Source organism: Arthrobacter sp. SD1074B, from assembly GCF_056780195.1.
The window spans coordinates 2,390,386-2,408,838 of the sequence record NZ_JBRAZT010000001.1 but is presented as its reverse complement, the minus strand read 5'-3'; the positions used below and the strand labels follow the sequence as shown (position 1 = coordinate 2,408,838).

The window sequence follows — 18,453 nt, the reverse complement described above, 5'->3', positions numbered from 1 at the left end:
AGCATGAGACGCGCCGTATGCCCTGGCTCCTTTGACCCTATACACAACGGCCACCTGGAAGTCATTGCCCGGGCGGCCGGCCTTTTCGACGAGGTCATCGTGGCGGTGTCCACCAACTACGCCAAGAAGTACCGCTTCGGGCTCGAGGAACGCCTCGACATGGCCCGGGAGACCCTGGCGTCGCTCCGCGGCATCGTGGTGGAACCCGTGGGCGAGGGGCTGCTCGCCGAGTACTGCCGGCAGCGCGGTGCCAACGCGATCGTCAAAGGCCTGCGCTCCTCCTCCGACTTCGACTACGAGCTGCCGATGGCCACCATGAACCGGCAGCTGACCGGCGTTGAAACGGTGTTCATTCCGGCCGAAGGCCACTACCTGCACCTGTCCTCCACCCTGATAAAGGAAGTCTTCACCCTCGGCGGCGATGTCTCCGATTTCGTGCCGAAGTCCGTGCTGAAACGCCTCCGGGCCGGCGAGCCGGACCAGGAAACGCCGCGCGGAGGGTAAGCTTGATCGGTACTCGGCGGCCTGCTGCCGGTTGCGCGGCCCTCACCGGGCCGGCGAGCCGGACCAGGAAACGCCGCGCGGAGGGTAAGCTTGATCGGTACTCGGCGGCCTGCTGCCGGTTGCGCGGCCCTCACCGGGCCGGTGCGCGGTGCATAACTGCGCGCTGACGCCGGTTTGAGTCCGTCCGGAAGTTCAGGCTAAGATGGTACGTCGGTCATATGTTCAACAGGAGTTCTCATTAAACGAGATGCTAGTTCGCCCTTGGCGTTCGACGTCAAGGACCTCGGACGCAGTCCGGGAAGCATGCGGACACTGACGGAACATGTACCCGCACCGAGTGACCTTGGTGTGGCGCTCATTGGTGTGCAGGAAGGCTCGGATGTCGAGCTGGATCTGCGCTTGGAGGCCGTACACGAAGGAATTCTGGTATCAGGTACCGCGAACGTCGAAGTAACTGGCGAATGCGGTCGATGCCTGGATCCCCTTGCGTATGACCTTGAGGTCAATGTGCAAGAACTTTTCTTCTACGGGGATGCTGAATTCCCGGACGAAGAAGACGAACAAGAGCAACGTCGAGTCGAGCACGATCTGATCGATCTTGAGCCGGTGTTGCGGGACGCAGTTGTCACTATGCTGCCGTTCCAGCCGGTGTGCCGGGAAGACTGCCAGGGCCTTTGCTCCGAATGCGGAGTTCGCCTGGAAGACGAGCCGGGGCACCACCACGAGGTCGTAGATCCTCGCTGGGCTGCCCTAGCTGATCTGGCTAAGCCTGACCGGCAAAACTGATTTGTAAGTGTTGGACTAGAGAGAAATGAGTTAGCCGTGGCTGTCCCGAAGCGGAAAATGTCTCGCTCGAATACCCGCGCCCGCCGCTCCCAGTGGAAGGCAACCGCCCCCCACCTGGTGAAGACCGTGGAAAACGGACAGGTTGTTTACAGCCTGCCGCACCAGGCAAAGGTCGTTACCGACTCGGCTGGCACCGCGCTGTTCCTTGAGTACAAGGGCCGCAAGGTCGCAGACGTCTAATCCGCCAACAGGCTGACTAAGATGTCTTCAACTGAAGAGCTTCTGAAGCGTCTCGGTGTCTCTATTGACGCCGGGACGCTTCGTCTTGCTCTGACACACCGTTCCTACGCCTACGAAAACGGCGGCATCCCCACCAATGAACGGCTTGAGTTCCTGGGTGACTCCATCCTGGGCTTCTCCGTCACTGATGCGCTGTACCGCGACAACCCCGACCTGCCCGAAGGGGACCTGGCCAAGCGCCGGTCCGCCGTCGTGAGCACCCGGGCGCTGGCCGGCATCGGCCGCAGCATTGGGCTGGGGGAGTACATCTACCTCGGCCAGGGCGAAAAGCTAACCGAGGGCAAGAACAAGGCCTCCATCCTCGCGGACACCATGGAAGCGCTGATTGGCGCGACCTATCTGTCCAACGACCTGGAAACCGCGCGCCGGCTGGTCATGCGCCTGGTCGGCCCGCTGCTCGAGGACGCGGCCGCGCTCGGCGCCGGCACCGACTGGAAGACCAGCATCCAGGAGCTCGCCGCGAGCCGCCAGCTCGGCACGATCAACTACGCCGTGGAGGGCTCCGGCCCGGACCACGCGCGGACGTTCGAAGCCGTATTGCGGATCGGCGGCAACGACTACGGGACCGGTTCGGGCAACTCCAAGAAGGAAGCCGAGCAGGAAGCGGCCGCCGACGCCTGGCGCCGGCTCTCCGCGCCCGCTCCTGCGGCTTCCGGTGACGCGCCCGACGCCGCTGACGCGGCGGCCGGGGCCGCCACGCCGCTCAAGTCCCAGACCGGCAGCTAGGCGCCTCCTTTGCCCGAACTGCCCGAGGTGGAAGTCGTCCGGCGCGGCCTGGTGAACTGGGTGCGCGGCCGGACCATCACCTCCGTGGACGTGCTGGATCCGCGCTCCATCCGGCGCCACGCGCTCGGCGCCGAGGACTTCGCCGGCAACCTGGAAGGCGCCCGGGTCCTCGACGTCGTGCGCCGCGGAAAATTCCTGTGGCTTCCGCTGGCGGACACGCCCGCCGCACCGGGCACCGCAGCCCCGGCCCCCGCCGTCGCGCTGATGGCGCACCTGGGGATGTCCGGCCAGCTCCTGATGCAGGACTCCGCTGTGGCGGACGAGAAGCACCTGAAGATCCGGCTGCGGCTGAGCCCCGCGGCGGGCATGCCCGAACAGCTGCGGTTCGTAGACCAGCGGATCTTCGGCGGCCTGTTCCTCACGTCCCTGATCCCCACCCTCGACGGCCAGGCCGGCGGCCTCGCGGAGACGCCGCTGCCGCTGATCGCCGAAGAAGCCGCCCACATTGCCCGGGACCCGTTGGACCCGCATTTTTCCTTTGACCTGTTCTACCAGCGGCTCCGGGCACGCAAGACCGGCCTCAAGCGGGCGCTGCTGGACCAGGCCCTGGTGTCCGGGATCGGGAACATCTACGCGGACGAGGCGCTCTGGCTGGCCAAGCTCCACTACGCCCGGCCCACGGACACCCTCCGCCGGTCCGAGGCCCTGCGCGTGCTCGATGCAGCCCGGCAGGTCATGACGGACGCCCTTGCTGCCGGAGGAACCAGCTTCGATTCCCTCTACGTCAACGTCAACGGCGCGTCCGGATACTTCGAGCGGTCCCTCAACGCCTACGGCCGCGAAGGCGAGGAATGCCGGCGCTGCGCGGCGGCGGGCATCGTGAGCGTGATGAAACGCGAGCAGTTCATGAACCGCTCCTCCTACACCTGCCCCGTTTGCCAGCCGCGCCCGCGGAACGGGCGCTGGTAAAGGCAACCGGAAACCTGCCGGCCCTCGCTTCCGTCCCCGTTCGTCCCGTCGATTGCTCCATAACCGCCGTTTTCAGGTCCGATAAGGGCGGTTACGGAGCAATCGACGCGGGCGGGCGGGCGTCGCTAACGGGGGCGCTGGTGGCGCCGCTACGCTGACCCGTAGTGCGTCGCCAGCCGCGCCAGGCCCTCGTCCAAGGACACCGCAGGGGTCCAGTCGAGGAGTTCGCGGGTCTCGCGCTGGTCGAACCAGTGCGCGGTGGAAAGCTGCTCGGCGAGGAACCTGGTCATCGGCGGCTCATCCGCCCGCCCGGCCCTGGACCAGAGCCTCTCCACCACCGACCCTGCCGCCCGCGCAATCCTGCCCGGGACGTTCCACGACGGAGCGGGGACGCCGCCGGCTGCGCAAATACCCGCCAGCAGCTCGCCGACCGGGCGCGGTTCACCGTTGCTGACCACCAGCGCCCGGCCGTGGATGTGCTCCATGCGGTGCAGCGCGGCGACGATTGCCGAGGCGGCGTTGTCCACGTAGGTGGTGTCGATCAGGGCTGCCCCGGCGTCGAGCAGCGGCAGGCGGCGCCGGCCGGCCCGGTCCAGCACCCGTTCCACCAGCTGCGTGTCGCCTGGGCCCCAAACGATGTGCGGGCGCACCGCCGTGACCCGGAAGTCCGGCGAGTCGGCAGCCAGCGCCAGCAGTTCGGCCGCGGCCTTGGTGCGGGAGTAGTCCCCGTGCGCGCGGCCCGGATCCGCCGGCTCGGCGCCCAGGCCGGCGATCGCGCCCCCGGAGTTGGCCACGGACGGGGAGGAGACGAACACCAGGTCCCGCACGCCGGCCCCGCGGGCGGCGGCCAGCAGCCGGCGCGTGCCCTCGACGTTCACCTCGTCGAACTCCGCGGCGGGGCCGGTGAAGGAGACCTTCGCGGCCAGGTGGATGACCCCCTCGGCGCCGGCCACGGCGCGGCGGACAGCGTCGTCGTCCGTCACGGACCCGGCGACGTCGGCGGCTCCTTCGACGCCGGAAGGCCGGCGCTGGAAGGTGGTGACGCTGTGGCCCTGCCGGACGAGCATCCGGGCGACTTCGCCGCCGAGCAGGCCGCTGGCGCCGGTAACGAGGACCCTCACGGCGTGCCCGGCCGGCCGCCGGCCAGCACCGCGGAGGCCCAGCGCCCCAGGCGGGTCCGGTCGATCTTGGCGTTGTGCCGGATGTCGGTCGGCTGGGAAGGGACGGCGAGCACAGCGGAGACGCTGACGCCGGCCTGGCGTGCCGCGTCCCGGACGCGTCCGGCGAGCTGAGGCGCGGCGGGGCCCGCCCGGCGCGCCGGCGGGACAGTTTCGACGACGGCGACGACCGCCTGCGTCCCGGCCGGGCCGACCCCGACGACGGCGGCCAGGCCGACGTCGTCCAGGCGTTCGATGGCCTGCTCGGCGCCGACGGGCGTCACCACCGCGCCCGGCGCCGTCACGACGTGCGCGAGGCGTCCCTCCACCCAGAGCCGGCCGGCGGCGTCGAAGTGCCCGACGTCGCCGGTGCGGTGCCAGCCGGGCGTCCGGACGCTCTCGCGCTGGGTCAGCCAAAGCCTGTCGTAGGCATCCTTCACGTGCGGAGCGCTGACCAGGATCTCGCCGGTCACTCCGGGGTCCGTGACGGGGTCGTTCCCGGGGGCGGTGCCGTCCGCGGCGAGCGGGATGACGGCCGTGCGGGCCCCGTGCACCGGCTGGCCCACGCAGACGCCGTTGCCGGCCCCCGCCATGGTGCCGGCGGCGGCGTCGGCCTCGGCGGCGCGGATCTCTTCGAGGCTGATGTCCGTCACCGGCAGCGCCTCCGTCATCCCGTACGGGGTGTGCAGCGAGGCCGCCGGCAGCAGCCCCTGCACTTGCGCCAGGAGGGGTTCGGGGACCGGCGCGCCCGCGGACAGCAGCAGCTCCACACGGGCCAGGGCCTCGTGTCCGGCGGAGCTCAGGCCGCCGCCGGTCGCGACGACGTTGCGCAGCGCGGCGGGGGAGGCGAAGACCACCGTGGCGTCGATTGCCGCGGCGGCGTCCGCCAGCGCGCGGGCCGTCAGGGTGCGGGGCACGGTGACGTCCATGGCAGGCGTCACCGAGACGGCCCCGAGCGCCGGACCCAGCAGGGCGAACGGCGCGAAGCCGGCCACCAGGCGTGCGCCCGGCCGGATCCGCAGCGTCGCGGCCACGGTGTCCCGCATCCCGGCCAGTTGCCGGTGCGTGTAGAGCACGCCCTTGGCGGGGCCGGTGGAGCCGGAGGTGAAGAGCACGGCGGCGGGGGCGTCCGGCTCCGGAACCGGGGCGGCGGCTGCCGGGCCTAGTGCAGCACCGCGGCGGGCGAGGGCGGCGAGGGAGGTTTCAACGCGAAGGAGGCGGCGGCGTGCGGCCGGGAGGTCCCGCACGCTGATGCGCCGTCCCGCCCAGCCGAGGGCCGCAGCGGCCGCCAGTGCCTTGTCGATGCCGATCAGGAAATCCGGGGTGGCGCCCTTTACCGCGCGGCTCAGGCCTCGGGTGCCCAGGCCGGCGTCGGCCACGACCACCACCGCGCCGAGCCGCAGGCAGGCGTAGAGCAGCACGGTGAGGTCCACGCCGGGCGGAACCATCAGGCTGACCCGGCTGCCGTTCCCCACACCGGCTTGCTGCAGGCCTGCCGCGAGGGCGGCAACGTCCTGCTCCAGCTGCTGCCAGCTGAGCGTGCGGGCGACGCTGCCGTCCGCGGCCATCTCCGCGACGGCGGTGTCCGCGCCGGAGGGTCCGGCCGCGAGTTCGGTCAGGGGCGCCCACAACGGCGGACCCCCGACGCCGGGCGCCGGGGGATGGATGCCTGGTCCGTTGTCCCGGCTTTGCTCGGCAAGCCAGTCGAAAACGGGGGCGGCGATGTCCCGGTCTTCCGCGACCAGGTGGCCGGCACCCTCGAAACGGTGCACCTTGGCCGCCGGAAGCCGGCTGATGAGGTCCTTGAGGTACCGGTCGGAAAAGATCGGGTCCCGCGGTCCCCAGAGCATCAGCGCCGGAACCTTCAGCCCGCGCAGCCCTTCGGCGACGCCGTTGAGCGCCGAAAAGCTGGGATGGGACGCGTCGGCGGGAATATCGGCAACAAAGTTGCCCACGCCGGCGCGGCGGGCGGCGCCGCGGTAGGGGGCCATGAACGCCCGGCGGACGTCCGCGGCCAACGGCGGGTGGGCCAGGGCATGGGTCACCCGCAGGAACGCATCCGACGTCGTCGTTCCCCAGCCGTGAACCGCTGGGTGCAGGGCGAGCCGCAACGCCGGCGGGATGGGGGAGCCGGCGGGCTGGTGGACGGCCGTGTTGGTGAGCACAACGCCGGCCAGCTGCTCCGGATGAGCCAGGGCCCAGCCGAGGCTGATCACGCCGCCCCAGTCGTGGCCGACGGTGACCACCGGGCCCTCCAGCCCCAGGGCCGCGGTGAGGTCGCCGAGGTCGTTGATCCGGTCCGCCAGGCGCCGGAACGTGCCGGTGCGCTCGGAGAAGCCCATATCCAGCTGGTCCACGGCCACCACGCGCCACGGCCGGGCGGGGCTGGTTCCGGCGGCCAGCAGGGTGCGCCACAGGTAGGACCAGGTCGGGTTGCCGTGCACGCACAGCAGCGTGCCCGCAGGCGTCAGGCCGCGGCGGGCGAGCTGGGCCCCGTTGTCGAGCAGGTGCCAGCGGCGCACGGTTCCGGGTGCGTCCGCGGCGGAGCTGGATCCGACGTCGACCTCGCGCGACCATTCGGGGTCGACGCCGGGCCAGCCGGCGGCTACCAAACGATTTCCATCATGGCGGTGTTCAGGCCGGAACCGACGCCCATGCACAGCACTCGGTCCCCGGTTTCGAGGGTCTGGGCCTCGGCGGCCAGGGTCATGGGCAGGGACGCCGGACCCACGTTGCCCCAGTGCGGGAAGGTGATCGGCACCTTGTCCGGATCGAGGTCGATCGCGTCGATGATGGCCCGGGTGTAGGCGTTGCTCACCTGGTGCGTGACGTAACGGTCCATCGAAGCCCAGTCCCACTCCGGTTGCGCCTCCTGCCAGGCGTCCACCACAAGCTGCAGGCCGCCGTCGAGCAGGCCCTTCGTGTCGGTAGCCATGCCGTCGACGCCGCCCACGCACAGCTCGTGGTGCTCGGTCCCGGCGCGCATCACGCCGCCGAGAATCCGGTGCGCCCCCGGGTGCTGGTCCGCCGGACCCAGGACTGCCGCGGCGGCTCCGGAACCGAGGGTCAGCGTGGCGAATTCGCGGTTGAAGTCCTCGCGGGTGGTCTCCGGCCGCTGCAGCCGGGCCAGGGTGGCCTCCTGCGTTGCCTGCGCGTCCTCGCCGTTGACGATCATGGCGTACTGGATCTGGCCGGAGTCGATCATGTTGGCGGCCAGGGTCATGCCGTTGACGAAGCCGAGGCAGGCGTTGGCCAGGTCGAAGTTCATGGCGGAGGACGGCAGGTCCAGCCCATGGTGGATCTTCACCGCGACCGAGGGTTCGAGGTTGCGGCGCGTGACGGAGGTGTTGATCAGCAGGCCGACCTCGGACGCTTCGATGCCGGACTCGGCCAGCGCCTTTGCGCCCGCCTCGATGGCGGCGTCGTCGAACGAGGTCCCGGGCGCCCACCAGCGGCGGTGCGTGATGCCGGCGACCCGTTCCAGCAGTTTCGGCGGAACCTTCAGCCGCCGCAGGGTCGAAGCCAGCCGGCGGTCGAACTCCGTGGAACTGACCACTGTCGGAGCCTCGACACTGCTCACCGACAGCAAGGCGGTGTTGCGGTGCCTGAATGTTGCGTTCCCTACCAAGATCAAGCCCCTGTTCGTGTCCGTCCCGCGCTCCCGGGACGTTAACTGCATCGCCGGGCACAAGCCCAAGAGCTTAACTATGCCCCGAGCAGATCCATTCCCGCACACGGAGCCCGCGCGCCGCCCGCGGCTCCTGCGGCCGCTTCGCAAGGGTCCTGCACCGGGTTGGGCGCGGAATTGGCACAGAATTGACGGCGCTCCGCAGTAGATTGTTAGTACCGGCGCCGCCCCCAACACCCGCGTCCGTCCGAAGCGTGCCCTTCCAGCAGCGCGCCTTCGTCCGCATCGAGCAGGAGACCCGAAACACCTTGCACCTCAAAAGCCTGACCGTCCGCGGATTCAAGTCGTTCGCCTCCGCGACGACGTTTGAATTCGAACCCGGCGTTACCGCCGTGGTGGGCCCCAACGGCTCGGGCAAATCCAACGTGGTGGACGCGCTGTCCTGGGTGATGGGCGAACAAGGCGCCAAGACCCTCCGCGGCGGCAAGATGGAAGACGTCATTTTCGCCGGGACGTCCGGCCGGCCGCCGTTGGGCCGCGCCCACGTCTCGCTGACCATCGACAACAGCGACGGCGCGCTCCCGATCGACTACAGCGAAGTCACCATCTCCCGCACCCTGTTCCGCACCGGCGGCTCCGAGTACGCCATCAACGGGGCCAGCTGCCGGCTGCTGGACATCCAGGAACTGCTCTCCGACTCCGGCCTGGGCCGGGAAATGCACGTGATCGTCGGCCAGGGGCAGCTGGACAAGGTCCTGCACGCCACCCCGGAGGACCGGCGCGGCTTCATCGAGGAGGCCGCCGGCATCCTCAAACACCGACGCCGCAAGGAAAAGACGGTCCGCAAACTCGAAGCCATGCAGGCCAACCTCGCCCGGCTCAGCGACCTGACCGGGGAAATCCGGCGCCAGCTCACCCCCTTGGGCAAGCAGGCCGAGGTTGCCCGCCGGGCCCAGACCGTCCAGTTCGAGGTCCGCGACGCGCGCTGCCGCCTGCTGGCCGACGACCTCGTCCAGCTGCAGTCCGTGCTGGAACAGGACGTCGCCGACGAGACCGCGCTGAAGGCGCGCCGCGCCGTCGTCGAACGCGACCTGGAAACCGGCCGCCAGCGCCAGGCCGCCCTGGAACAGCTCGCCGCCGAGGCCACGCCGAAGCTCAACGCCGCCCGGGACAACTGGTACCAGCTCTCCGCCGCGCGGGAACGGCTGCGCTCGCTGGGGTCGCTGGCCGAAGAACGCCGCCGCCTGCTCGGCGCGGCCGACGTGGCCCCGGACGCCGGCCGGGACCCCGAACAGCTCGAACAGCAGGCAGCCCGGGTCCGCGCGGAACAGTCCGGGCTGGAAGCGCGGATTCTCGAGCGGCGCGCCGCCCTGGACGCCGCCACCGCCGCCAAACAGGACGCCGAGAGTGCGGCAGCGGCTGAAGACAAACGCCTCGCTGCCCTGCTCCGGGCCGCCGCGGACCGCCGCGAAGGGCTGGCCCGGCTCGCCGGCCAGGTGGGCGCGGCGAGGTCCCGGGTCGAATCCGGCCAGGCGGAACTGGGCCGGCTCAGGGAATCGCAGAAAGCCGGCGAGGAACGGCGCCGCCTCGCGCAGAGCGAGTTCACCGCCCTCGAGTCGCAGGTGGCCGGCGTCGAGGACGGCGAGGAAACCCTCGACGCGGAATACGAGGCCGCAAGCGAGGCCCTCGACGCCATCGTGGCGGACATCGAGGCCCTCAAGGCGGCAGAACGGGACGGTGAGCGGGAACGCGACGCCCTCGTGGCGCGCCGCGATGCGCTGCAGCTGGGCCTGAACCGCAAGGACGGCTCGGAGCACGTGCTGGCCGCGGAGCTGCCCGGCGTGCTCGGCCCGCTCGCCGGCATGCTGAGCGTCGAAACCGGCTACGAGGCAGCCATTGCCGCCGCCCTCGGCAACAGCTCCGACGCCGTCGTGGTCCGTGACGCCGCCTCCGCCGCCGCCGCGGTGCAACTGCTGAAGGACGACGACGCCGGCCGCGCCTCGCTGCTGCTGGCCGGCGCGTCCGGGACTGCCCCCGACGGCCAGGACGGTGGGCTCCCCGCCGGGGCGCGCTGGGCTGCCGCCCTCGTTACCCCGTCCGGGGACAAGCCCGTCGGAGACAATGTCCGCGCCAGTGTGCCGCTGGCACAGCTGCTGGCCGGCACCGCCGTCGTCGAGGACCTCGACGCCGCGGCCCGCCTCATCGCCGCCCGGCCGGAGCTGACCGCCGTGACCCGGGCCGGGGACGTGTTCACCGCGCTCACCGTCACGGGGGGTTCCGCCACGGCCCCCTCGCTGCTGGAAGTCCAGGCCGCCGTCGACGACGCCGCCGCCCGGCTGGCCGCCGTCGGTGCGGAACTGGAACGCAACCGCTTCGCCCGGTCCGCCGCGGAATCCCGCCGCGCCGCCGCCCAGGACCGGGCCGACGCCGCCCTGGAAAAACTGCACGACTCCGACGCCCGGCTGGCCGCCGTGGCCGAACGGCTCGGCCACCTGAACTCGGTGCTGCGCAGCGCCGTCGCGGAGAGCGATCGCCTCGCCGCCTCGCTGGCCCGCGCGGAAGCGAACATCCGGGCGGACCAGGAGGCCCTGGAGGCCGTCGCTGCCCGGCTGGCCGCGGCCCAGGAGGCGCCCGCCGAGGAAGAACCCTCGCCCGAACACCGCGACGCCCTCGCCCTGGCGGCCACGGCGGCACGCTCGGCCGAAATGGAGGCCCGGCTCTCGCTGCGCAGCGCTGAGGAGCAGCTGACCGCCATCCGCAACCGGGCGTCGTCGCTGGAACGGGCCGCCGCGACCGAACGCCGCGCCCGGGAGGAAGCCGCCGAACGGGCCCGCCGCCGCCGGCTGCAGGCGCGCCGCGCCGCCGCCGTGTCCGCCGCCGTCGAACAGGTCATCGGCTTCATTGACGTGTCCGTGGAACTGTCCCGCCGCGACCGCGACCTTGCGGAGGAACGCCGCGAGCAGATGGAGCGCGAGCTGGCCGGGGTGCGCACCGGCAACGACGCCCTTGCCCGCGAACTGGCCGAGCTGACCGACTCCGTGCACCGGGACGAGCTCGCCCGCGCGCAGCAGCGCCTCCGGATCGAAGCCCTCGAGCTGCGCAGCGTCGAGGAACTCGGCCTGACCGCGGACCAGCTCGCCGCCGACTTCGGCCCCGACCAGCCGGTACCCCTGCCGGCCGGCGAAACCGGGGACAAATGGGCGGCCCTCCGCGCCCCCGTGGATGAGGACGGCCGCGAGATTGTCGAGGGCAAACCCTTCGTCCGCGAAGAGCAGGAAAAGCGGCTGAAGAAAGCCGAGCGCGATCTCTCCGCCCTGGGCCGGGTCAACCCGCTCGCGCTGGAGGAGTTCGCGGCCCTCGAGGAGCGCCACCAATTCCTGAGCACCCAGCTGGAAGACCTCAAGTCCAGCCGCAAGGACCTGCTGGACATCATCAAGGAAGTCGATGAGCGGGTGCAAAAGGTCTTTGCCGAGGCCTTTGAGGACACCGCGGCGCAGTTCGTCCGGGTCTTCGCCCGGCTGTTCCCGGGCGGCGAAGGCCGCCTGGTCCTCACCGACCCCTCGGACATGCTCACCACCGGCATTGAGGTGGAGGCCCGGCCCGCCGGGAAGAAGATCAAACGGCTGTCCCTGCTCTCCGGCGGTGAGCGGTCGCTGACGGCGGTGGCCCTGCTCGTGGCGATCTTCAAGGCCCGTCCGTCGCCGTTCTACGTTATGGACGAGGTGGAGGCCGCCCTGGACGACACCAACCTGGGGCGGCTCATCACGATCTTCGAGGAGCTGCGCGAGTCCAGCCAGCTGATCGTCATTACGCACCAGAAACGCACCATGGAGGTCGCGGACGCGCTGTACGGCGTCACGATGCGCGGCGACGGCGTCTCCACCGTGATCAGCCAGCGGCTGGGCGCCGACGTCTGACGGCGGGGGCCTCGGGACCGGGCTCTGACGTGCCGGGGCCCGAGGGGCGTCTTCGGGCGTCCGCAGCGCCCCCGGCGCGTTTAAGGATTATGAGAAGCTAGGGGAGTGAACGACATCCTCCCCATTATCCTGCCCATCCTCGTTGCCCTCGTGGTCCTCGGTGCGCTGATTCCGGTGCTTATGAAGACCCGGAAGAACATCACCAACTACCCGTCGCAGCGCGACGCGAATGACCCCGTGCAGGGCTCCGGCGGCGGCACGCTGCTGGAGGACCGCCCCGCACCGCCGCGCGGGGCCGCGGTGACGGACGCCGTCGACCTTGAAGGCCTCGAAACCGTCGAGGTGCCGGACGACGTGGCGGGCCTCGAGACCGTGCCGGTCGAGACGCCGCTGCCGGTGGCCGGCCGGCTGACCCGGCTTCGCGAACGCCTGGTCAAGTCCAACAACATCCTCGGCAAGGGCCTGCTCGCCCTGCTCTCCGCCGACAAAATCGACGAGAACGTCTGGGACGAAGTCGAGGAGACCCTGCTGCTGGCGGACCTCGGCACCGAACCGACCATGCAGCTCGTGGATGCCCTCCGCGAACGGGTCAAGGTGCTCGGCACCCGTTCACCCGAGCAGGTCAAGGCCCTGCTGCGCGAGGAACTCATCAAGCTCGTGGACCCCACCATGGACCGCAGCCTGAACGTCGAACGCCACGCGGACAAGCCCGCCGTGATGATGGTGGTCGGCGTCAACGGCGTCGGCAAGACCACCACGGTGGGCAAGCTGGCCCGCGTCCTCGTCGCCGAGGACAAGGACGTGCTGCTCGGCGCCGCAGACACCTTCCGCGCCGCCGCGGCCGAGCAGCTCGCCACCTGGGGCCAGCGCGTCGGCGTTCCCACGGTCAAGTCCGACATTGACGGGGCGGACCCGGCGTCGGTCGCGTACGAGGCGGTCAAGGCCGGGATCGACCAGGAAGTCGACGTCGTGATGATCGACACCGCGGGACGGCTACAGAACAAGGTCGGCCTGATGGACGAACTCGGCAAGGTCAAGCGCGTGATCGAAAAACTCGCCGAGGTGGACGAGGTGCTCCTGGTCCTGGACGCGACCACCGGCCAGAACGGCCTGAACCAGGCGCGGGTCTTCGCCGAGGTCGTGAACATCACCGGCATTGTGCTGACCAAGCTGGACGGCACCGCCAAGGGCGGCATCGTCGTCGCGATCCAGAAGTCCCTCGGGGTGCCGGTGAAACTGGTGGGCCTCGGCGAGGGCGCGGACGACCTGGCGCCCTTCGACGCCGAAACCTTCGTGGACGCGCTGCTGAACTAACGCCGCACGCCAGAACAAACCAGCCCGCACGGGTTGTCGTTTCAGCTTTCGAAACGGCAACAGGTGCGGGCTGGTTTGGTTAACCGCTGGGTGCGGTCAGTAGCTGAAGTTCAGCACCGTCACGGTGCCGGCGGTCAGCTTGAACTTCTGCGTGTCCGAGCCGTAGGAGAAGCCCGGCACGGTGGGACGCTTGGCGGCCGGGACCGGCGCGTCCTTGGCCCCGTCAATCACCGTGCTGTCCTGAGCGTTCAGGCGGGGGCCGCTGAGCTGCGTCATGGTTCCGCGCAGGGCACGGCCGGGCAGCTTGAGCGAGACCTCGGTCTGGGCGGCTTTCTCGGGATCGTTTTCGTTGACGATGACCACCGTGGTGCTGCCGTCGGCGTTCTTCAGCGCGTAGCTGTTGCCCATGCCGCCGCCCTTTTTGTCGAGGTTGAGGAACTTGCCCGGCGCCAGGTCCGCGACCATCGCCATGCCGAAGTAGTTCGCGCGCGGGGCCATCTCGCCGTTCGGCTTCAGGTAGGCGCCGCCGCTGCAGATCACGGACATCGGCGGGCCGCCCTTGCAGGTTGCCATCGAGCTGTGGAAGCCCAGCCGGGTGATGCCAAGGCGGGCGGCGTTCAAGGCGTAGTCTGCCGCCCACAGGGCCGTCGCATGCGTTTTGGTGGTCTGGTTGGATCCCGGGCAGGCGGACATGCCGGTCTCCGCGAGCCAGGTCTCCAGCCCGGCGGTCTTTGCCGCATCAAGGGCGTGCTGCTGGTAGTTGGCGGCGCGCTGGCGGGTTCCCTCGCCCAGCAGGTTGGGGATCGTGGGGAAGCCTTCCGACTTCGTGTCCTTGCAGCTGAAGAGCGGGTAGTTGTGGAACGACAGCACCTTTTTCTGCGGCAGCTCGGCGTCGATAAACGGTTTCCACCACTTCTGGTCATACACGCCGGGCCCGGAGATGACGACATTGGGGGCGGCGGCGTGGATGGCGTTGGCGTAGGCCTTGAGTTCCACGATGTACTCGTCGGAGCCGTAGGTGGCCGGACGCAGCTTGGTGTACGCGAAGCCGTTCGGTTCATTTCCGACCGTGAAGCTTAGCAGCCGCTTTCCGAAGATCCTGGAGGCGTTCTTGATCATGTCCGCCGCCCGCGCCGGGTCATAGTGCCCGAGGTCCACGGTGAGGCTGATCTTGGCGTTCGTGGCGTTCAGGAGGGTGGCAACGCGCTCCAGGTCGGCGGGGGTGACCACCCGTGCCGGGTGGGCCTTATCTCCCTTGTAGCCGGCGGGCAGCGCTTCCCCGGAGGACGTCCAGAAGAACCGGCGGTCGACGGCGTTGCCTCCGAAGCGGAGCACCGTGTCGTCGGAGTCCTTGAGCAGCTTCACCATGGTGGGGTTGTCAGCGCTCAGCGTGGGGTCCGCCAGATCGGTCGCTTCCAGGGAAATTCCGACGGTGCCCTTGTCCAGTGTCGTTCCCACGGGCTCGTCCTTGACGGTCAGCTCCAGCGGGTCCACCTTCTCCAGGGGGGACCCGGCCGGCGGCGGAGTCTGCTTGTAATAGCTGACGACGGGAGCCTTGCCCGTGGGAGCGGGCTGCGTCGGCGTGTCCCCGGCGGTGGCTTCGGTGTTCCCGGCCGCCTGGTTCGCGTTCGAGCCCTGGTTCAACGTCACCGTCAGCAGGACCGCGATCAGCGCAATGACCGCCACCGCCGCGACGGCGGCAATCAGGCGTAGGCGGGTGATTTTTCCGGCCGGGCGGGAACTGGTGGGGCCAGGCTCCGTGCCGTGCGGCGGGTGGTCAGTATCGGGCATGCAATTTCTCCAGCGGTCGAGGTTGGTTTGCCCCTAGCCTAGCCAATTCTGCTAGGAGCGCGGACGACCCGGTGCCCGCCGTGACTTAGTTGGGTTGGCGCTGGAACGTTTCCCGGGCCAGCAGCCAGCCCACCGCCGCCGCGAGGAGCACCCCGCCGGTCACGCCGAAAGCCCAGCCGTAACCCAGCCGGTCGGCCAGCAGGCCGGCGATAACCGGCCCCACGATCGCGCCGCTGTCCGAGGTCATCTGGAACACGGCCAGCACCCGCCCGCCGGAGCGTTCATTGCCCACGACGTCGGCGATCGCCGCCTGCTGCGCCGGCCCCAGCAACCCGGAGCCGATGCCCGCGATGGTGGAGGCCAGCAGGAACCAGGGCAGCTCATGCGTGAGGCCGATGGCTGCGGTGGCGAGGCCGGTGACGGCCAGCCCGGCCAGCATCAGCGGCTTCCGGCCCAGGTTGTCCGCGAGCCGCCCGGAGAAGGTCAGCGCCGCGGCATTGCCTCCGGCGAACACCGCCAGCGCCCAGCCCGCGGACGACGGGCCCGCGCCGAGCGCCGCGACGGCGAAGAGTGGCACCGTCGCCATCCGGACGCCGAACGTGGCCCAGCCGTTGGCGAAGCTGGACGCCAGCCCGGCCCGGTAGGCGCTGTCCCGCAGCGCATCCCGCAACAGCATGGCCGGCGCCGCCGCGACTGCGTCACGGGACCCCGCGGGGACGTGGCTGAGCTGGGTCTGCACGACGGCGGCGGCCAGCACCAGCGCCGCCGCGTACGCAAGGAACGGCACCCGCAGTCCGAAGCTGGCCAGCAGCCCGCCCACGATCGGCCCGCACACGTTGCCGATCAGGAAGGCCGAGGCGTAGGCCCCGGAAACCCGGCCGCGGCTTTCCGGCGGGGCGAGCCTCACCACCAGGGCCATCGAGGCCACGGTGAACATCACGGAGCCCGCCCCGCCGAGGCCGCGGAAGACCAGCAGCTGCCAGTAATCCTGGGCGAAAGCGCAGGCCGCGGTGGACGCCGCCACGATCAGCAGCCCGGCCACGTACACCGGCCGTTCGCCCAGCTTCACGATCAGTGCCCCGCCGGCCGGGGCGAAAATGAGCCGCATGAACGCGAAGATGCTGACAATCACCGCCGCCGCGGTTGCGCCGACGTCGAAGGTGGTGGCGAACTGGGGCAGCACCGGGGCCACCAGTCCGAAGCCCAGCGCGATCAGGAAGGCAGCGACCAGCATCACCTTGATGTCCCGGGGCAGGCGGGGGCCGCCGGGGCGCCTCAGGCCGGGCATCGGCCGGGATCCGTTGGCGGAACGGGTTGCTTTGCTCATGGTGCTGCTTTCGGTGCTGCTTCTGGTGCCGTGGGGCAGGCAGGGGCGTGATTGAACGCGTGAAACATAACCGTAACAAGCGCGAGACGCACCATTTACTTCCGGGAGGTTCTTGTAACAACCCGGCAATGTAAATCCTCTGCGGGTGAAACACGGCGCCAGCACACTCTTCTTAGAACGCAAAACGCGTTGGACCGGCGGACAAGTCCGCACCTAAGAGCAAGAGAGGACGCAGACCATGGAACTCACCGCAGGTCTCGTTTGGCTCCTGGTCGCGTCAGCCCTTGTGCTGTTCATGACCCCGGGCCTGGCATTCTTCTACGGCGGCATGACTCGTGCCAAGTCGGCCTTGAACATGATGATGATGAGCTTCGTCGCCATTGGAACCGTAGGCATCATGTGGGTCCTGTGGGGCGCTTCGATGGCTACCAGCAACAAGGACAACTTCTTCCAGATCTTCGCGAACCCCACCAGCCACTTCGGGCTGCACAACTTCACCGAACCGGCTGACCTGCTCAAGGTAGGGTACGCGGCGACCTTCGCCATCATCACCGTCGCCCTGATCTCCGGCGCTGTCGCAGACCGGGCCAAGTTCTCCGCCTGGGTCATCTTCACGCCCATCTGGGCCACCCTGGTCTACGCGCCGCTGGCCTACATGGTCTGGGGCGGCGGCCTGTTCTCCGCAGACGGCTGGTTCGGCCAGACCTTCGCCCCGGTCATCGACTTCGCCGGTGGAACCGTGGTCCACATTAACGCCGGCGTGGCGGGCCTTATCCTGGTGCTGATCATCGGCAACCGCCGCGGCTTCGGCAAGGACCCCAACCACCGCCCGCACAACGTCCCGTTCGTCATGGTGGGCGCAGCCATCCTCTGGTTCGGCTGGTTCGGCTTCAACGCCGGCGCCGCCGCCACGGTTGAGCAGGCCGGCCTGATCTGGATCAACACGCTCGCCGCTCCGGCCGCCGCGATGCTCGGCTGGCTGGCCGTCGAACGCTTCCGCGACGGACACCCGACGTCCCTCGGTGCCGCTTCCGGCGTCGTGGCAGGGCTGGTCGCCATCACCCCGGCCTGCGCCAACGTCTCGCCGCTCGGGGCGATCGCCCTCGGCGTGGTTGCCGGTGTGGCGTCCGCGCTCGCCGTCGGCCTGAAGTTCAAGTTCGGCTACGACGACTCGCTCGACGTCGTCGGAGTGCACCTTGTCTCCGGTGTCGTCGGCACCGTGGCGATCGGTTTCCTCGCCACCCCGTCCCAGGGCACCGCGGGCCTGTTCTACGGCGGCGGCAGCACGCAGCTCGTCGCCCAGGTCCTGGCAGCCCTGATCGCCATGGCCTTCACGGCGATCATGACGTTCATCATCGCCTTCCCGATCCACAAGCTGATGGGCTTCCGGGTTTCCCAGGAACAGGAAGTCGTGGGTGTCGACCTTAGCCTGCACGCCGAGACGGCCTACGAGTTCGGCGTCAGCGGCCGCGGTGGGAGCTTCCAGCCGCTGCACGAACTCATCACCGGCAAGCAGCTGGACGAGGTCGCAGAAGCACCGGCTACCGAGTCCGTGGACGTCACCTCGAACGGCAAGAAGACCGCCGCAGGCAAGGAAAGTGTGGAAGCATGAAACTGATCACCGCTATCGTCCGTCCGGAAAAGCTCGACGCAATCAGGGAGGGCCTGGAAGCCTACGGCGTGCAGGGCCTGACGGTCAGCGCCGCCAGCGGCTACGGCCGGCAGCGCGGGTACACCGAGGTGTACCGCGGCGCCGAGTACAACGTGGACCTGCTGCCGAAGATCCGGGTCGAGGTGTTGGCCACCGACGAACAGGCGGATGACATCCTGGACGTCATCATCGCCAGTTCGAACACCGGCCGGGCCGGTGACGGGAAGGTCTGGACGATGGATGTGTTCGAGGCCGTACGCGTCCGCACCGGGGAACGCGGCGCAGCAGCCATCTAGGCCGCGGCCCTCCAGCCGCAGCTGCGCAAAGCGGACCGCGATCGGGGGCTGCGACAGCGGGCCGGATACCTGAAAAGGTGTCCGGCC

Annotated in this window: 14 protein-coding genes; 9 read left to right on the top strand and 5 right to left on the bottom strand. The window is 69.8% G+C overall.

Going from position 1 to position 18,453, the window contains the following annotated elements; all coding sequences use genetic code 11:
* Positions 1–3 precede the first annotated feature (3 nt).
* The 5 genes from coaD (at position 4) to mutM (ending at position 3,285) form a co-directional block, all read left to right on the top strand.
* A complete protein-coding gene (gene coaD, locus ACUYM2_RS11105; protein ID WP_481600105.1) occupies positions 4–504 on the top strand; it encodes a pantetheine-phosphate adenylyltransferase in 501 nt (166 codons plus the stop codon).
* Positions 505–765: 261 nt separating this feature from the next.
* Positions 766–1,290 carry a YceD family protein gene (locus ACUYM2_RS11100; RefSeq protein WP_146337283.1) on the top strand — a complete coding sequence of 175 codons (525 nt, stop codon included), beginning with the start codon at positions 766–768 and terminating at the stop codon, positions 1,288–1,290.
* Positions 1,291–1,326: 36 nt separating this feature from the next.
* Positions 1,327–1,530: a 50S ribosomal protein L32 gene (gene rpmF / locus ACUYM2_RS11095; protein WP_056738282.1), complete on the top strand. Its 204-nt coding sequence runs from the start codon at positions 1,327–1,329 to the stop codon at positions 1,528–1,530.
* 21 nt (positions 1,531–1,551) lie between these two features.
* Positions 1,552–2,316: a ribonuclease III gene (rnc, locus tag ACUYM2_RS11090; RefSeq protein ID WP_481600104.1), complete on the top strand. Its 765-nt coding sequence runs from the start codon at positions 1,552–1,554 to the stop codon at positions 2,314–2,316.
* Between the two features lie 9 nt (positions 2,317–2,325).
* Positions 2,326–3,285, top strand: a complete 960-nt coding sequence (mutM, locus tag ACUYM2_RS11085) for a bifunctional DNA-formamidopyrimidine glycosylase/DNA-(apurinic or apyrimidinic site) lyase (protein WP_481600103.1) — start codon at positions 2,326–2,328, stop codon at positions 3,283–3,285.
* A gap of 149 nt (positions 3,286–3,434) precedes the next feature.
* Here the strand turns inward: mutM and ACUYM2_RS11080 are convergent, their stop codons facing one another.
* Genes ACUYM2_RS11080 through ACUYM2_RS11070 form a run of 3 tightly spaced genes read right to left on the bottom strand, consistent with a single transcriptional unit; the run spans position 3,435 to position 8,070 of the window.
* Positions 3,435–4,406 (bottom strand): NAD-dependent epimerase/dehydratase family protein, encoded by a 972-nt coding sequence (locus ACUYM2_RS11080; protein ID WP_481600102.1) that lies wholly within the window; start codon positions 4,404–4,406, stop codon positions 3,435–3,437.
* Positions 4,403–7,054, bottom strand: coding sequence for an alpha/beta fold hydrolase (locus ACUYM2_RS11075; RefSeq protein WP_481600101.1), 2,652 nt, complete (start codon positions 7,052–7,054; stop codon positions 4,403–4,405). Before ACUYM2_RS11075 ends, ACUYM2_RS11080 begins: the two co-directional genes overlap by 4 nt.
* A complete protein-coding gene (locus ACUYM2_RS11070; RefSeq protein WP_481600100.1) occupies positions 7,048–8,070 on the bottom strand; it encodes a 3-oxoacyl-ACP synthase III in 1,023 nt (340 codons plus the stop codon). The genes ACUYM2_RS11075 and ACUYM2_RS11070 overlap by 7 nt, the downstream gene beginning before the upstream one ends.
* A gap of 308 nt (positions 8,071–8,378) precedes the next feature.
* Between ACUYM2_RS11070 and smc the strand changes: the two genes are divergently transcribed.
* Together smc and ftsY are read left to right on the top strand one after the other, a co-directional pair.
* Positions 8,379–11,987 carry a chromosome segregation protein SMC gene (gene smc, locus ACUYM2_RS11065; protein WP_481601471.1) on the top strand — a complete coding sequence of 1,203 codons (3,609 nt, stop codon included), beginning with the start codon at positions 8,379–8,381 and terminating at the stop codon, positions 11,985–11,987.
* A 105-nt stretch (positions 11,988–12,092) separates the two neighbouring features.
* Positions 12,093–13,301, top strand: a complete 1,209-nt coding sequence (gene ftsY / locus ACUYM2_RS11060; protein WP_481600099.1) for a signal recognition particle-docking protein FtsY — start codon at positions 12,093–12,095, stop codon at positions 13,299–13,301.
* Positions 13,302–13,397: 96 nt separating this feature from the next.
* Here the strand turns inward: ftsY and ACUYM2_RS11055 are convergent, their stop codons facing one another.
* Positions 13,398–15,092, bottom strand: a complete 1,695-nt coding sequence (locus ACUYM2_RS11055) for a hypothetical protein (protein WP_481600098.1) — start codon at positions 15,090–15,092, stop codon at positions 13,398–13,400.
* A gap of 85 nt (positions 15,093–15,177) precedes the next feature.
* A complete protein-coding gene (locus ACUYM2_RS11050; protein ID WP_481600097.1) occupies positions 15,178–16,419 on the bottom strand; it encodes an MFS transporter in 1,242 nt (413 codons plus the stop codon).
* 238 nt (positions 16,420–16,657) lie between these two features.
* Here ACUYM2_RS11050 and ACUYM2_RS11045 point away from each other — a divergent pair, with 238 nt between their 5' ends.
* Together ACUYM2_RS11045 and ACUYM2_RS11040 are read left to right on the top strand one after the other, a co-directional pair.
* Positions 16,658–18,031, top strand: a complete 1,374-nt coding sequence (locus ACUYM2_RS11045; protein ID WP_481600096.1) for an ammonium transporter — start codon at positions 16,658–16,660, stop codon at positions 18,029–18,031.
* Complete coding sequence (locus ACUYM2_RS11040) at positions 18,028–18,366, top strand: P-II family nitrogen regulator (RefSeq protein WP_136322366.1); 339 nt, start codon at positions 18,028–18,030, stop codon at positions 18,364–18,366. The genes ACUYM2_RS11045 and ACUYM2_RS11040 overlap by 4 nt, the downstream gene beginning before the upstream one ends.
* Positions 18,367–18,453 lie beyond the last annotated feature (87 nt).

What these genes read in the sequence shown, in the direction of transcription:
- rnc (WP_481600104.1), top strand. Translation starts at nt 1,552, where the DNA reads ATGTCTTCAACTGAAGAGCTTCTGAAGCGTCTCGGTGTCTCTATTGAC.
- ACUYM2_RS11040 (WP_136322366.1), top strand. Translation starts at nt 18,028, where the DNA reads ATGAAACTGATCACCGCTATCGTCCGTCCGGAAAAGCTCGACGCAATC.
- ACUYM2_RS11050 (WP_481600097.1), bottom strand. Translation starts at nt 16,419, where the DNA reads ATGAGCAAAGCAACCCGTTCCGCCAACGGATCCCGGCCGATGCCCGGC.
- ACUYM2_RS11045 (WP_481600096.1), top strand. Translation starts at nt 16,658, where the DNA reads ATGGAACTCACCGCAGGTCTCGTTTGGCTCCTGGTCGCGTCAGCCCTT.
- ACUYM2_RS11055 (WP_481600098.1), bottom strand. Translation starts at nt 15,092, where the DNA reads ATGCCCGATACTGACCACCCGCCGCACGGCACGGAGCCTGGCCCCACC.
- coaD (WP_481600105.1), top strand. Translation starts at nt 4, where the DNA reads ATGAGACGCGCCGTATGCCCTGGCTCCTTTGACCCTATACACAACGGC.